This window comes from Paenarthrobacter sp. NPDC090520 (assembly GCF_044769205.1).
Lineage (GTDB): Bacteria > Actinomycetota > Actinomycetes > Actinomycetales > Micrococcaceae > Arthrobacter.
In genome coordinates this window covers 1-13,374 of sequence record NZ_JBIVXM010000014.1, presented here as the reverse complement: position 1 = coordinate 13,374, position 13,374 = coordinate 1, and the positions used below count along the sequence as shown (strand labels likewise).

Below are 13,374 nucleotides of genomic sequence, written 5' to 3'. Positions count from 1 at the left end.
GAAGGAGTTCAGCATGGCAGCTGAAGACATCAAAAAGGGCCTCGCCGGAGTCGTGGTGGACTACACCGCCGTTTCAAAGGTCAATCCGGACACCAACTCCCTGTTGTACCGCGGGTACCCGGTGCAGGAACTGGCAGCCAAGTGCAGTTTCGAGGAAGTCGCCTACCTGCTGTGGAACGGCGAACTGCCGGACGAGTCGCAACTGGCAGAGTTCACGGCCCGCGAGCGCGCCGGCCGCGCACTGGATCCCGTGGTCAAGTCGGTCATCGACACGCTCCCGACAAGCGCACATCCCATGGATGTCTGCCGGACCGCGGCCTCGGTGCTGGGCGCCCGTCACGAACTTGCCGAGGATTCCTCACCTGTTGCCAACCAGAAGAAGGCTGTGGATCTGTGGGCAGCCATGCCTGCCGTGGTGGCTTATGACCAGCGCAGGCGGCGCGGCCAGGACGTGGTGGAACCACGGGACGATCTGGACTACTCGGCAAACTTCCTCTGGATGACCTTCGGCGAGGAACCGGTGGACGAGGTGGTCGAGGCCTTCAACGTCTCGATGATCCTCTACGCCGAGCACTCCTTCAATGCGTCCACGTTCACCGCCCGCGTGGTCACTTCGACGCTTTCCGACTTGCACTCCGCGGTGACGGCGGCGATCGGGGCACTCAAGGGCCCCTTGCACGGCGGCGCCAACGAGGCCGTCATGCACACCTTCGACGAAATCGGCATCCGCCCGGAGGAATCCCTGGAGGACGCGGCAGCCCGGGCGCGTACGTGGATGGAAGACGCCCTGGCGCAGAAGAAGAAGGTCATGGGCTTCGGCCACCGCGTCTACAAGCACGGCGACTCCCGCGTTCCCACCATGAAAGCCGCCCTGGACAAGATGATCGCCCATTACGGACGGCCTGAACTCCTGGGACTCTACAACGGCTTGGAGCAGGCCATGGACGAGGCCAAGGCCATCAAGCCCAACCTCGACTACCCGGCCGGTCCCACGTACCACCTCATGGGATTCGACACCCAGACCTTCACGCCGCTGTTCGTCGCCAGCCGCATCACCGGCTGGACCGCCCACGTCATGGAGCAGTTGGCGTCCAACTCACTCATCCGCCCATTGAGCGAATACAACGGACCGGAAGAGCGGCACGTCCCCTAACGGGTCTAGCACCACGGCATGACGCACGACGGCGGGCCGGTCACCTGGGGTGACCGGCCCGCCGTCGTGCGCTTCTGTGGGGGGTGAATCGGCTCCGTACCGTCACTCGACGCCCGTCCATTCCCTGGTCTGGACGCCCGCCACGTTCTGGTTGTCCGGCGCGAGTTCCACCCGCACGGCGATGCGGCGGCCGGAAATCATGGCCGGAAGCCAATGCTCGGCATCGGCCCACATCCGCTCCACCGGCAGCTGCTCCACCGGGTACCAGCCGGGCGCGATTTCATCGCTCTCGGACGGTTCGCCCTCCCAGTGCCGGGTGAGGAAGACGGTGGTGGCCATGTTCCACTCGGGCCTGGCGGGGAAAATGAAGTCCACGGTTCCTGCGGGGACGAGGTCAGCGGCATCGACCACCACGTGGATCTCTTCCATAACCTCCCGGCATGCGGCTTCGATGGCCGTCTCGCCGGCCTCGACATGGCCGCCGACACCCACCACCTTGCCGCTGCCGAATCCGGTCTTCTTGGTTCCGAGAAGGACGTACTGGCCCTCCGCGTCATCGCGGAGGAGAAAGCACAACGTCACATGGGCTGCAGTCATGCTGCCCACCTTAACCCGGTCTCCCCCCGTCCGGCCGCCATTGCTACAGTGAGCCCATGAACGAAGCCGGGGGTAAACCGCGGGCGGCGACGGCCGCCGTCGAGCATGCTGCCGAAGTACCCGGGACCCCGTCGGCCGAAGCGGTGGTCCCTGTACCAGATCCGGTGACCCAAGCGGCAGGTCCAGAGGCTCCGACGGATGGTCCGGTTTCCACGGCCGCTCCGGACCGCGACGCGTGGTTGCCGCGCTGGCTGGTGGCGCACCCCCTGTACTCCGGGTGGGCCTGGACGGTGCTGTGGTCCGGGCTGATCGTCCTGGACGAAGTGGTGGACCTGGCTGGCTGGACCTGGTACCTGCTGGTGTTGGTAGCCGCGCTGCCCACGCTGGTGTCCACGTTAGTGGTCCTTCACGCGACCCCGCGCAGCCACCTTAAAGCAGTGGACGCGACCGTGCTGGGCCACTTCTTCGTGCGGTTCCTGGCGCTGGTAGCCGCTTTCATGGTGTGGGCCGCCTCCGTGGTGATGAGCGCTTCCATCTCCACCACCGTCCAAACGGTGATCGGTGATTCCGAAAAGGAAGTCACGGCCTTGGGCTTCAACCTGATGGTGGCATCGGTACCGTTGGTGTTGTCCGTGCTGTGGATGGCCTTCATTGTGCGCTGTGCCTGGTTCCTGCGGAGGCTGCGTGGTTGGCGGCAAATACCGGTGAAGACCCGGGTGCCCAAGAAGTTCCTCCGCGGACGGCCCGCCCTCAAGCGCGTCGTAGTGGGCCTGGCCCACCCCGGATTGCTCCTGGTGGCCGGCCTGGGAACATCGCTGCTGGCCGTCTTCGTGGACGCAGTAGAGCTGACGTTCAGCGTGATTGGCTAGGGCTGCTACCCAAGCGCCCGGGGATGCGCTGCAGCATAAACCTCACGCAACGTATCAGCCGTCACCAGGGTGTACACCTGCGTGGTGGTCACCGAGGCATGGCCCAGCAGTTCCTGCACGACGCGCACATCCGCTCCGCCTTCCAGGAGGTGGGTGGCAAAGGAATGCCGCAGTGTGTGGGGCGAAACATCCTTGGTGATATTCGCTTTCTCAGCCGCGGTCTTCAGGATGGTCCAGGCGCTCTGCCGGCTGATCCGGCCGCCGCGCGCGTTGAGGAACAGGGCCGGGGTGCCCTTGCCCTTGGACGCAAGGAGCGGCCTGCCGCGGACAACGTAAGCTCCGACTGCCCGGGCGCCGTAGGAGCCGAGGGGTACGAGGCGTTCCTTGGATCCCTTGCCGAACAGCCGGACAATGGCCGGGCCAGGGCCCGTTTCCTGGAGGGAGACGTCGTCCACGTCCAGGCCCACGGCCTCGCTGATGCGGGCACCCGTGGAGTAGAGGAACTCCAGGAGGGCGCGGTCCCGCAGGCCTGTGGCTGTCTCCGTGCCGGCAGCTTCGAGGATCCGGGTTACCTCATCCACGCTGATGGCCTTCGGAAGCCTCTTCCCGGGCATGGGTGGGTGGACGTCGCCCGCGGGATCGGAGGTGGTCACGCCTTCAAGAGCCCAAAACTTGTGCAACCCCCGCACCGCAACCACGGTCCTGGCCGCCGAACGCACACCCAGGACGGATGCACCGTCGGCGCCGTCGGACAGGGCCTGCACAAACGCCGTGACATGGTGACGGGTTACCCCGCCGGGCTCGCCGACCCCTTGCGCGGCAAGGAAATTGGCATAGCGGCCCAGGTCCCGGCGGTACGCGGCAAGGGTGTTCGCCGCCAAGCCGCGTTCCACTCCCACGTATTGCAGGTAATCGGTGATTCCACGGTCAATGGCTGTGGCAGTCCGGGTGGCGGCCTCGGCCATGCTCAGCGCTGGCTCGGGTGTGCCGGCCAAGGAGCATTGGCCGGGCGGAGGCTGCGGAAGCCGTCAGCTTTAGCAGCGGCCGCGGCAAGGATGCCAAGGACCGCGGAGGGGTTGTGCAGCCGGCCCTCAAGGACGGCCTGCACGGCATCGTCCAACGGAATCCAGTGCAGCTCAATCTCGGCTTCTTCGTCCGTCCGGACATGGCGTTCGGCTTCCGGAACGCCGCTGAGGCCGCGGGCCAGGTAGATTCGGACGGCCTCGCTGGAAGAGCCCGGCGAGTTGAAGAAGTCCACAAGGACGTTCCAGGTTGCCGCGGTGAGGTCCGCTTCTTCCGCCAGCTCACGGGCAGCCCCCACCACGAAGTCTTCACCCTCCACGTCCAGGAGGCCTGCGGGGATTTCCCAGAGGTCCATGCCCACCGGGTGGCGGTACTGCTTCAACAGAAGAATTTCGCCATCCACGTTCATGGGCAACACGGCCACGGCACCGGGGTGGTCGATATAGTCTCGCACCAGTGTGTCGGTGTCCTCGCCGAGCTGGAAGGAATCGCTGACCACATCCCAGATGCGGCCCTCATAGACCTTGCTGGAGGACAAAAGACGGCGCGGGCTCGGCACGTCCGAAACCTGCCGTGTTGTGCTGGGGGTTTCAGAAGTACCGGGCATCGCGCCGTCCTTTGCTTGTGCGGTTTGTTTACTTGGCAGCTACCGCGTCGGCGGCCTGCTTTGCTTCGACAGCTTCACCTTCACGGCGATCCAGTGCAGCCTTCACCAGGCCTGCGAACAGCGGGTGCGGACGCGTAGGACGCGAGCTGAGCTCGGGGTGCGCCTGGGTGGCGACGTAGTACGGGTGCACGTCGCGGGGAAGCTCCACGTACTCCACCAGCTTGCCATCGGGTGAGGTACCGGAGAACACCAGGCCCTCGGCAGCGATCTGGTCACGGTACTTGTTGTTGACCTCGTACCGGTGGCGGTGGCGTTCGCTCACTGACGTGGTGCCGTAGGTTTCGGCTACCACGGAGCCTTCGTCGAGCTTGGCTTCGTAGAGCCCCAGGCGCATGGTGCCGCCGAGGTCTCCCTTGCCGTCCACGATGTCCAACTGCTCTTCCATCGTGGCGATGACCGGGAACTTGGAGTCGGGCTCGAACTCGCTGGAGGAAGCACCCTCCAGGCCAACCACGTTGCGGGCGTACTCGATCACCATGCACTGCAGGCCAAGGCACAGGCCCAGGACAGGGAGCTTGGTTTCACGGGCGAACTTCAAGGCGCCAAGCTTGCCTTCCAGTCCACGGATGCCAAAACCACCCGGAACGCAGATCGCGTCCACGCCCGCCAGGGACTTGGTGGCACCTGCGAGGGTTTCGCATTCGTCGGAGGGAACCCAACGGATCTTGACCTTCGCCTCGTTGGCGAATCCGCCTGCGCGCAGTGCCTCGGTCACCGAAAGGTAGGCGTCCGGAAGGTCGATGTACTTGCCCACCAGGGCAACCTCGACCTCGTGCTTCGGGTTGTGCACGGCTTCAAGCAGTTTGTCCCACTTGCTCCAGTCCACGTCCTTGAACGGCAGGTCCAGGGCACGGACGATATAGGAGTCCAACTGCTGGGAGTGCAAGGTCTTTGGGATGTCGTAGATGCTCGGAGCATCGGCGGCGTTGACCACGGCGTCGATGTCGACGTCGCACATGCGGCCGATCTTCTCCCGCATGGCTTCGGGAACTTCGCGGTCCGAACGGATCACGATTGCTTCGGGCTGGATGCCGATGGAGCGCAGGGCCGCGACGGAGTGCTGCGTCGGCTTGGTCTTCAACTCCTGGGAAGGTCCGATGTACGGGACCAGGGATACATGGAGGAAGAAGACATTCGTCCGGCCGATGTCCTGGCGGACCTGGCGGGCTGACTCCAGGAACGGCTGCGATTCGATGTCGCCAACGGTTCCACCGATTTCGGTGATGATGACGTCCGGAGCGTTCTTGCCCTCGGCGGGCAGGCGCATGCGGCGCTTGATCTCGTCAGTGATGTGCGGGATGACCTGGACAGTATCGCCAAGGTACTCGCCGCGGCGCTCCTTCGCGATGACCGTGGAGTAGATCTGGCCGGTTGTGACGTTGGCCGAACCTTCAAGGTTCTCGTCGAGGAAGCGCTCGTAGTGTCCGATGTCGAGGTCGGTCTCGGCGCCGTCGTCAGTCACGAACACTTCGCCGTGCTGGAAGGGATTCATCGTGCCCGGATCCACGTTCAGGTAGGGATCGAGCTTCTGCATAGTTACAGACAAACCGCGTGCCCGCAGCAGGTGGCCGAGGCTCGAAGCCGTCAGTCCTTTACCGAGCGAGGACGCCACACCGCCGGTGACGAAGATGTGTTTGGTCGTCTTGGACGAGCCCGGGAACCGGGAATTTACACGGGAATTTGATCGCTGCACCACGGAATTCGAGCTTATCATCAATTACGCCTTCCAAGCGTCCTGTCCGGATTCCCCAAATGGTCCATGGTTGCCCAGTTACCTGCCTGCAATCAAGGGTTCGGCCGGAACAAAGTGCACTGAATGTGATTGTCCTCGCAGTGCCTCTCCCGGCCACTAGGCCTGCTGCGGAAGGAGTTTCGCGTCGTCCAGGAGCTCCTGGGCGTGGGCCTGCGCGGACTCCGAGTCCTCCTGCCCGGCCAGCATGCGGGCGAGTTCCTTGACCCGTTCTTCCTCGGACAACAACTGGACATCGCTGGAGGTGAATCCAGAGGTGGTCTTGCCATCCGCGCCGCGCACCGAGGTCTTGATGACCCGGATGTGCTGGTCAGCAAACGCGGCAACCTGGGGCAAGTGCGTGACTACCAGCACCTGGACGTGCCGGGCCAGCATGGCCAGCCGGCGTCCGATTTCGACGGCGGCACGCCCGCCGACGCCGGCGTCCACCTCGTCGAAGACGAACGTCGGAACCGGGTCCACGGCAGCGAGGACCACTTCGATGGCCAGCATGACGCGGGACAGTTCACCGCCGGATGCACCCTTGCCCAAAGGCCTCGCCGGGGCACCGGAGTGTGGTCGGAGCAGGAACGCGATCTCGTCGGTTCCCCAGGGGCCCAGGGAGCCGCTGTCCTCGAGCTCAATGACCAACGTGGCGTCGGCCATGGCCAAGGCCTTGAGCTCTGCGCTGACCCGGGAAGAGAGGTCTTTGGCGGCCTTCTGCCGCGCCTTGGTCATGGCCGCTGCCAGTTTGCGCAGCTTCTCTTCCGACGCGGCCACTTCCGCGTCCAGGGATTCGATGCGGGTCGAGTCGTCCTGGAGTTCGTCAAGGCGGATCCGCGCCACGGCGGCCCACTCCAGCACCTCGTCGATGCTCGGGGCGTACTTGCGGATCAGCTTGGCCAGCGCTGCGCGGCGTTCCTCGATCTCGGACAGTCGCTCGGGTCCCTCGGTGTCCAGGGCGGCCTGGTAGCTGGACAGTTCGGCCGCGATGTCGTTCAGGAGGAACCCAACTTCGGCCAGCCTGGCAGCCGCAGCGCCGAGCGCCTCATCATGGTCTGCCACCTGTTCGAGGGTCCGCTTCGCCGCATCCACCAAGGAGGTGGCATCGCCGGACTCACCGAACTCCTCCGCGATCAAGGACTCATGGGCTGATGCCGCGGCGATCCTCAACTCTTCGACGTTGGCCAGTTTCACAGCTTCGGCCTTGAGTGCCTCGTCTTCGCCCGGCTGGGGATCGATCTCATCGATCTCGGTCAGCGCGGCATCCAACGACTCCGCTTCGCGCAAGCGCTCACGGGCCTCGTTGCGCAGCGTCTCCAGCTCGGACTGAATCGACTTCCAGTGCTTGTACAGCTCCTGGTACTCCCCCAGCGGCTTGGCCAACGATGGTCCGGCAAAGCGGTCCAGGGCATGCCTTTGCGCTGCCGCACCCTTGAGCCTGATCTGGTCCGTTTGGCCATGGACCACCACCAGGCTCTCCCCCAACTCCGCCAGGACGCCTACCGGCGCCGTCCGCCCACCCACGTAAGCCCGGCTGCGTCCGTCGGCACTGACGGTACGGGCAAGCAGGAGTTCAGCCACGCCGTCGTACTCTTCCGCTTCGCCGCCGGCCTCGCGGGTGCGCTCCACGGCGTGGTGTTGCGGGTCGAGCTTCAGTACCGCCTCGGCGGATGCTGACTTGGCGCCGCTGCGTACGGCACCGGCGTCCGAGCGGGCGCCCAGGAGAAGCCCGACGGCGGTGACCACCATGGTCTTGCCGGCGCCGGTTTCACCGGTGACGACGCTCAGGCCAGGGCCGAGCGGAAGGGCGGCGTCGGTGATGACGCCAAGGTCACGGATTCGGAGTTCTTCAAGCATGCTTCACTTCGCATTCGTGGGGTCGGAGGGTTCACCGTGCCCAGGCTCGTGCGGGCTCGGCAAGGGTGCCGGCGACGGTGTGCGGATCACGGGGATCGGGCCGGTGTGGACCTCGCCGCTGCGTGGGGCGGGACCACGCCAGCCATGGATGGGTAGCTGGAACTTCCGGACCAGCCGGGCGGAAAACGGGGTCATGTGGGTCCGGGCCAGCCGGACTGGTGTGGCGGAGCGGGTCACTTCGACGCGGGCTCCGGGCGGCAGGTCCACCGAACGCCGGCCATCGCACCACAACACACCCAAGGCATCCGTCCGGTTCATGATCTCTACGGCCAGCTTGGACCTCGGGGATACCACCAGGGGCTTGGCGAAAAGGGCGTGGGCACTGATCGGCACGATCACCAACGCCTCCACTTCCGGCCAAACAACCGGGCCGCCGGAAGAGAAAGCGTAGGCCGTGGAACCTGTTGGAGTTGCCAGGACCACACCGTCACAGCCGAACGAGGTCAGCGGACGTTCGTCCACCTCGGTGACCACTTCCAGCATGCGCTCACGGTTGGCTTTTTCGATGGCGGCTTCATTGAGCGCCCACGTGTGCCAGATCTTTTGGCCCTTGATCCACACCTGGACATCGATGGTCATGCGCTCTTCCACCGTGTACTGGCGGCTGGCAATCCATTCAACGGTCTGGGCCAGGTCCGCACGCTCGCTCTCAGCCAGGAATCCGACATGGCCAAGGTTCACCCCCAGCAGCGGAACATCCACTTCGCGGACGAGTTCGGCAGCGCGCAGGATGGTGCCGTCGCCGCCAAGCACCATCACCAGTTCGACGTCTTCCAGGCTCACGTGATCGTGAAGGATCTCGATGGGAGTATCCACGGCGCCGAAAAAGCGTTCGACGTCGGCCAGCTCGGACTTCTGCAACACCGGAACAAGTCCGGAAGAATGCAGTTGGGTACAGGCATCCCACGCCGCGCGGAGCGATTCCTCCCGTCCGGTGTGGGCAAGGACCAATACGTGCCTGCTCATCGGGTTCTGCTTTCTAGTGGTTCGGCCAGAGTGATTCCATCAACGCAGCAACGTCCCCGTCCCGCTCTTCGATCTTAGGCAACACCGCCGACATCCTGCGTTTCATCCACAGGAAGTACTCAACATTTCCGTCCTGGCCCGGCAACGGACTGACTGCGAGGCCTTGCACCTCCAGGCCGGTATCCACCGCGGCCCGCACCACCTGGGCGACTGCCCGGCGTCGTTCCTGTTCGGAAGACACCACGCCGGTGCGGCTCAAGCGTTCCTTGCCAACCTCGAACTGCGGCTTCACCATGAGCACCAGGTCACCGCCCGGCGCAGTGCAGGCCGCCAGTGGCTCCAGGACCAACGTCAAGGAAATAAAAGAGAGGTCTGCCACGGTCAGGGACGCGGCCCCACCGATCTGATCGGGCGTCATGTACCTGACATTGAGTCCCTCATGAACATCCACCCGCGGGTCGTCCCGAAGCTGTTGGACCAACTGGCCGTGCCCGACGTCCACCGCCACCACCTGGGCAGCGCCCTGCCTCAGCAGGACGTCCGTGAAACCGCCGGTGGAGGCACCGGCGTCGAGGCACCTCCGGCCGGCGACCACCACGTCCGGGAAGGCTGCCAGTGCACCGGCGAGTTTGTGACCTGCGCGGCTGACGTAGGCGTCCTCCGGATGGGGTTCCACCTGCAAGGCTGTCCCGGCATCCACCGGCTGGGAAGCCTTGGACAGGACGGCGCCGCCGGACGTGACCTTGCCATCGGCAATGAGCTTGGCCGCATGGGTCCGGGACCTCGCCAGCCCACGGGTGACGAGTTCCTGATCGAGTCGTGCCATACGCTAGCTGTTGCCTTCCGGGGTGTCGGCGGCCGGCTGTCTCGCCGCCTGTCCCGCCGCGGCCGGCGGGAGGCCGGGTTCGGCGTCGAGGGCCTCCAACAGCGAATCATGCAGGGCCGTGTACAAGTCCGCATGCTCCGAAACCGGAGCCCCCGGAACTGCGTTCAACAGTTCCAGGGTCCGGTCGACCGCCGTTTCACCCGTGGGGGCGGCAGGCCCGGGCCATGGTGCTTCTTCAGGGGACTCGGTCATCGCACCAGTCTAGTGAGAACGCCACTCAAGCTTCGGCGCCTGCGCTTCGGAGGCATCCGGCACAGCACTCCACCAGGCCGCACACGCCGCGCGCCAGGCATCGAGATCGTCCTCGGAACCAATGACGGTCACAACATTGTCCTCCACGGAGGCGGATGCCTCCCCGCAACGGAACGAGTGGTCTTCTCCGACGACGTCCGGATAGGGCTCGTAGAGCTCCGTGAGATCCGCCAGCAAGTACGTCGGCCGTTCATCAGTCCGGGCGGCCAGGATGGTGTGCTTCGTATCGACGCCGGTCAGGACTGCCGCCGTCGCGTATCCTGCGCGGTTACCACCCAGGATGTCGGTGTCCAGGCGGTCGCCCACCACAAGCGGCCGGTCGGCCTTGAGCCGCTTCGCAGCGGCGTGGAACAGGGGCGCTTCCGGCTTGCCCGCAACCAGGGGATACTGCCCGGTCGCTGCGGCAACAGCCGCCACCAGGGTGCCGTTGCCCGGAGCCATTCCGCGGGCCTGCGGAATGGACATGTCCGTGTTGGTGGCGAACCACTTGGCCCCGCCAGCGACGACGTAGGAGGCCTCGGCAAGCTCCTTCCAGCCAATCTCCGGGTTGAAACCCTGCACCACTGCCACCGGATGTTCAGCTGCGCTGTGCACGGGCTTGAGGCCCACCAGCTCGATCTCATGGGCCAAGGCCGCACTGCCTGTAATCAGGACGTGTGCGCCCGACGGAAGCATCGAAGCAAGCAGTTCGCCCGCGGCCTGCGAGGAACTCACCACTTGGTGGTCCTCTGCCGGCGCCCCCAGTTCCCTCAGATGAGCGGCCACCTGTGCCGGTGTCCGCGACGCATTGTTGGTCACGTACCCCAAGCCGACGCCCACGGTCTCCAGCCGCTGCAGCGACTCCACGGCGCCCGGGATGGCGTGCGGCCCGGCGTACACCACGCCGTCAAGATCGGAGAGAACGGCGTCAAACGAGTCAATCAGCGCATCAGCCATTCCGGGACTCGTCTCCTGCGGTCTCGTTGTCTTCAGCATCCTCGGCCTCGTCTTCGTCCTCGTCCTCGGCGGAATCGATGTCGGACTCGGGGTCGTCGGATTCAAAGTAGTCGGACTCGGCGTCGTCCCCTTCAATATCCTCGTGGGCAGCGTCCGCGGCCGCGGCTTCAGCGATCACAGTGTCAGTTTCGCCCTGCCCGACGGCGGCGTCACCGTCCTGCTTCTGGAAACGGGGCTTCCGCTCGGCTGCTTCGTCCTCTTCGTCCCAACCGAGGTCAAGGATCTCCGGCTCCGCGAACTCGCCGACGCCCAGGGCGTTCTCGGCCACGACCGCCTGGCGCTCCCAGCGCACTGCTTCGTCAGCGCGGCCGGCAGCCGTCAAGGCCTCGGCGTAGGCGCGGAACAAACGGGGGCTGTAGGAGAAGGCCCGGTTGATGTCCAGTTGCGGGATCTCGAGTTCGGCCACCGCTGCATCCAACTGGTTCAGGTCGGCACGGGCGCCCGAAGCCACAATGGCAAGCTCAACCTTGCCCGGAGCATCCAGGTCCTGGGCCTCGGGTGAACGAACCATGTCCAAGGCACGGTCGGCGCGGCCCAAACCACGCTCGCAGTCAGCCATCACCGGCAGGTGCACGTTGGAGCCGCTGATGCGACGGTACGTACGGAACTCACGCAGCGCCTCACCGTAGTGTCCGGCAGCGTACGCCGTCAGACCCACAGCCTCGCGGACTGCGGACAAACGGCCACCGCGACGGCTCGCAGCGAGGGCGTGCTGGAACGCGAGCTCAGGTTCCACATCGATCAGGCGTCCTGCCATGACCAGGTGCTTGGCGACCCAACCGGCATTCTGGTCTTCAAGGGTCTTGATCTGGTGACCCGTGGCCCGGTCCAGTTCATTGCCCGTGACATCCGCGTCGATCTCCGGCGAACGCTCGCGGTCCGGACGGTTGGCGCTACGAATGTCCTTGGCGTTGGGCACACGGGCGGGACGGTCTTCGCGGCCTTCGCCGAAACGGCCACCACTGGGCCTGTTCTCCCCGAAGGACCGACGATCCCCACCGCGGTCATTCCGGTCACGGTCGTTCCGATCACGGTCGTTCCGATCGCGGAAGGGCTTGCGGTCATCGTCACGGCGCGGACGATAGCCGAAAACGCGGCGGTCATCGTCACGGCGCGGACCGTCAAAGTTCCGCGGACCACGTTCCGGGCGGTCACCGAAGGGCTTGCGGTCACCGTTATACGCCCGGCGCTCACCATCACGGGCAGGACGCTCGCCGCCACGTGCCGGGCGGTCACCAAAGGAACGACGCTCATCACCGTCACGGCGCGGGCGGTCACCAAAAGGCTTCCTGTCGCCACCAAACGAACGACGCTCGTCACCGTCACGACGCGGACGATCACCAAAGCTACGACGCTCATCACCGTCACGACGCGGACGATCACCAAAGCTACGACGGTCATCGCCATCACGACGCGGACGATCACCAAAGCTACGACGGTCATCGCCATCACGACGCGGACGATCGAAGCCACGCTCGGAACGCTCTCCGAAAGACTTGCGGTCACTGTTGTACGGACGGCGCTCCCCATCGCGGGCAGGACGCTCGCCGTAGGAACGGCCTTGGTCATTGCCGTCACGGTTCTCCCTGGAGCGGAAGCCTCGGGGGTCACCGCCGGAATTGTTGTTGGGGCGGTAGGACCCTCGGTCACCACGATTCCCGCCGAAGTTACCGCGATTGCCGCCGTTGTGCTCAGCCATTATGGATTCCTCCTGTTGCGAGCCGACCAGTGGCGCGTGCGTAGTCGCTCATAACCCTTATTTCGTTGTCACGCCGCCGGCAATAGCTGATGCCGGCTCGTTTGTCTTATGCAATTCTAGGCGACCGTACTTCTGGAGCCGAACCCCCAGGGTGCCTCATAGTGTTCCCGTGGCAAGTCTCACAACTTGTTGTCGGGCATTTTCGCTTCTTAAACTGGGAGGCCCCCCAACCTGGTGGTTGGGGGGCCTCGACCTGAATGGTTGTCCGGCGGTGTCCTACTCTCCCACACCCTCCCGGGTGCAGTACCATCGGCGCTGTGGGTCTTAGCTTCCGGGTTCGGAATGGGACCGGGCGTTTCCCCCACGCTATGACCGCCGTAACCTTTTTACCCGTACCCTGTTGGGGGTTGGGAAGTTTGTGGTTACAACTGTGGTGCTTGGTTGTGTATTTGGTTGTGTTGGTTCCTGTTGTTCAACTGGTGTTGTTGGTTGGGAACCACATAGTGGACGCGTGCAGTGTGTTTTTTTGGGTGGTGTAAGTTGTTGGCCTATTAGTACCGGTCAGCTTCACGAGTCTTTAGTCCTCGCTTCCACATCCGGCCTATCAACCCAGTGGT

General features: G+C 64.8%; 13 protein-coding genes and 1 rRNA gene. 3 read left to right on the top strand and 11 right to left on the bottom strand.

All coding sequences use genetic code 11. The features are described 5' to 3' along the window. Positions 1 to 13 precede the first annotated feature (13 nt). On the top strand, positions 14 to 1,153 hold the full coding sequence (locus ACIQTZ_RS16435; RefSeq protein ID WP_402945678.1) for a bifunctional 2-methylcitrate synthase/citrate synthase: 1,140 nt from the start codon (positions 14 to 16) through the stop codon (positions 1,151 to 1,153). A 102-nt stretch (positions 1,154 to 1,255) separates the two neighbouring features. Here the strand turns inward: ACIQTZ_RS16435 and ACIQTZ_RS16430 are convergent, their stop codons facing one another. Further along, complete coding sequence (locus ACIQTZ_RS16430) at positions 1,256 to 1,750, bottom strand: 8-oxo-dGTP diphosphatase (RefSeq protein WP_402982302.1); 495 nt, start codon at positions 1,748 to 1,750, stop codon at positions 1,256 to 1,258. A 56-nt stretch (positions 1,751 to 1,806) separates the two neighbouring features. Between ACIQTZ_RS16430 and ACIQTZ_RS16425 the strand changes: the two genes are divergently transcribed. Continuing rightward, positions 1,807 to 2,619, top strand: a complete 813-nt coding sequence (locus ACIQTZ_RS16425; protein ID WP_402982300.1) for a hypothetical protein — start codon at positions 1,807 to 1,809, stop codon at positions 2,617 to 2,619. Positions 2,620 to 2,624: 5 nt separating this feature from the next. Here ACIQTZ_RS16425 and xerD read toward each other — a convergent pair whose 3' ends face one another. The 9 genes from xerD to ACIQTZ_RS16380 all read right to left on the bottom strand — a co-directional run bounded on the left by xerD (position 2,625) and on the right by ACIQTZ_RS16380 (position 11,815). Beyond that, positions 2,625 to 3,584: a site-specific tyrosine recombinase XerD gene (gene xerD / locus ACIQTZ_RS16420; protein ID WP_402982399.1), complete on the bottom strand. Its 960-nt coding sequence runs from the start codon at positions 3,582 to 3,584 to the stop codon at positions 2,625 to 2,627. Positions 3,585 to 3,586: 2 nt separating this feature from the next. Continuing rightward, positions 3,587 to 4,249, bottom strand: a complete 663-nt coding sequence (locus tag ACIQTZ_RS16415; protein WP_402982299.1) for an NUDIX domain-containing protein — start codon at positions 4,247 to 4,249, stop codon at positions 3,587 to 3,589. Between the two features lie 28 nt (positions 4,250 to 4,277). Then, positions 4,278 to 6,023 carry a CTP synthase gene (locus ACIQTZ_RS16410; protein WP_402982297.1) on the bottom strand — a complete coding sequence of 582 codons (1,746 nt, stop codon included), beginning with the start codon at positions 6,021 to 6,023 and terminating at the stop codon, positions 4,278 to 4,280. A 135-nt stretch (positions 6,024 to 6,158) separates the two neighbouring features. Continuing rightward, positions 6,159 to 7,898 (bottom strand): DNA repair protein RecN, encoded by a 1,740-nt coding sequence (gene recN / locus ACIQTZ_RS16405; RefSeq protein WP_402982295.1) that lies wholly within the window; start codon positions 7,896 to 7,898, stop codon positions 6,159 to 6,161. Positions 7,899 to 7,901: 3 nt separating this feature from the next. Next, positions 7,902 to 8,924, bottom strand: a complete 1,023-nt coding sequence (locus tag ACIQTZ_RS16400; RefSeq protein ID WP_397322947.1) for an NAD kinase — start codon at positions 8,922 to 8,924, stop codon at positions 7,902 to 7,904. 13 nt (positions 8,925 to 8,937) lie between these two features. After that, positions 8,938 to 9,750, bottom strand: a complete 813-nt coding sequence (locus ACIQTZ_RS16395; RefSeq protein WP_402945667.1) for a TlyA family RNA methyltransferase — start codon at positions 9,748 to 9,750, stop codon at positions 8,938 to 8,940. A 3-nt stretch (positions 9,751 to 9,753) separates the two neighbouring features. After that, complete coding sequence (locus ACIQTZ_RS16390; protein ID WP_402982294.1) at positions 9,754 to 10,002, bottom strand: hypothetical protein; 249 nt, start codon at positions 10,000 to 10,002, stop codon at positions 9,754 to 9,756. Positions 10,003 to 10,011: 9 nt separating this feature from the next. Then, positions 10,012 to 10,998, bottom strand: coding sequence for an HAD-IIA family hydrolase (locus ACIQTZ_RS16385; protein WP_402982292.1), 987 nt, complete (start codon positions 10,996 to 10,998; stop codon positions 10,012 to 10,014). Further along, positions 10,991 to 11,815, bottom strand: coding sequence for a hypothetical protein (locus tag ACIQTZ_RS16380; RefSeq protein ID WP_402982290.1), 825 nt, complete (start codon positions 11,813 to 11,815; stop codon positions 10,991 to 10,993). The genes ACIQTZ_RS16385 and ACIQTZ_RS16380 overlap by 8 nt, the downstream gene beginning before the upstream one ends. A 6-nt stretch (positions 11,816 to 11,821) precedes the next feature. On the opposite strand from ACIQTZ_RS16380, the gene ACIQTZ_RS16375 reads away from it, so the two are divergent. Further along, positions 11,822 to 12,811, top strand: coding sequence for a hypothetical protein (locus ACIQTZ_RS16375; RefSeq protein ID WP_402982289.1), 990 nt, complete (start codon positions 11,822 to 11,824; stop codon positions 12,809 to 12,811). A gap of 209 nt (positions 12,812 to 13,020) precedes the next feature. On the opposite strand, the gene rrf is transcribed toward ACIQTZ_RS16375, so the two are convergent. Further along, positions 13,021 to 13,137 (bottom strand): 5S ribosomal RNA (gene rrf / locus ACIQTZ_RS16370). Positions 13,138 to 13,374 lie beyond the last annotated feature (237 nt).

What these genes read in the sequence shown, in the direction of transcription:
- ACIQTZ_RS16435 (WP_402945678.1), top strand. Translation starts at nt 14, where the DNA reads ATGGCAGCTGAAGACATCAAAAAGGGCCTCGCCGGAGTCGTGGTGGAC.
- ACIQTZ_RS16430 (WP_402982302.1), bottom strand. Translation starts at nt 1,750, where the DNA reads ATGACTGCAGCCCATGTGACGTTGTGCTTTCTCCTCCGCGATGACGCG.
- ACIQTZ_RS16425 (WP_402982300.1), top strand. Translation starts at nt 1,807, where the DNA reads ATGAACGAAGCCGGGGGTAAACCGCGGGCGGCGACGGCCGCCGTCGAG.
- xerD (WP_402982399.1), bottom strand. Translation starts at nt 3,584, where the DNA reads ATGGCCGAGGCCGCCACCCGGACTGCCACAGCCATTGACCGTGGAATC.
- ACIQTZ_RS16415 (WP_402982299.1), bottom strand. Translation starts at nt 4,249, where the DNA reads ATGCCCGGTACTTCTGAAACCCCCAGCACAACACGGCAGGTTTCGGAC.
- ACIQTZ_RS16410 (WP_402982297.1), bottom strand. Translation starts at nt 6,023, where the DNA reads ATGATAAGCTCGAATTCCGTGGTGCAGCGATCAAATTCCCGTGTAAAT.
- recN (WP_402982295.1), bottom strand. Translation starts at nt 7,898, where the DNA reads ATGCTTGAAGAACTCCGAATCCGTGACCTTGGCGTCATCACCGACGCC.
- ACIQTZ_RS16400 (WP_397322947.1), bottom strand. Translation starts at nt 8,924, where the DNA reads ATGAGCAGGCACGTATTGGTCCTTGCCCACACCGGACGGGAGGAATCG.
- ACIQTZ_RS16395 (WP_402945667.1), bottom strand. Translation starts at nt 9,750, where the DNA reads ATGGCACGACTCGATCAGGAACTCGTCACCCGTGGGCTGGCGAGGTCC.
- ACIQTZ_RS16390 (WP_402982294.1), bottom strand. Translation starts at nt 10,002, where the DNA reads ATGACCGAGTCCCCTGAAGAAGCACCATGGCCCGGGCCTGCCGCCCCC.
- ACIQTZ_RS16385 (WP_402982292.1), bottom strand. Translation starts at nt 10,998, where the DNA reads ATGGCTGATGCGCTGATTGACTCGTTTGACGCCGTTCTCTCCGATCTT.
- ACIQTZ_RS16380 (WP_402982290.1), bottom strand. Translation starts at nt 11,815, where the DNA reads ATGGCAGGACGCCTGATCGATGTGGAACCTGAGCTCGCGTTCCAGCAC.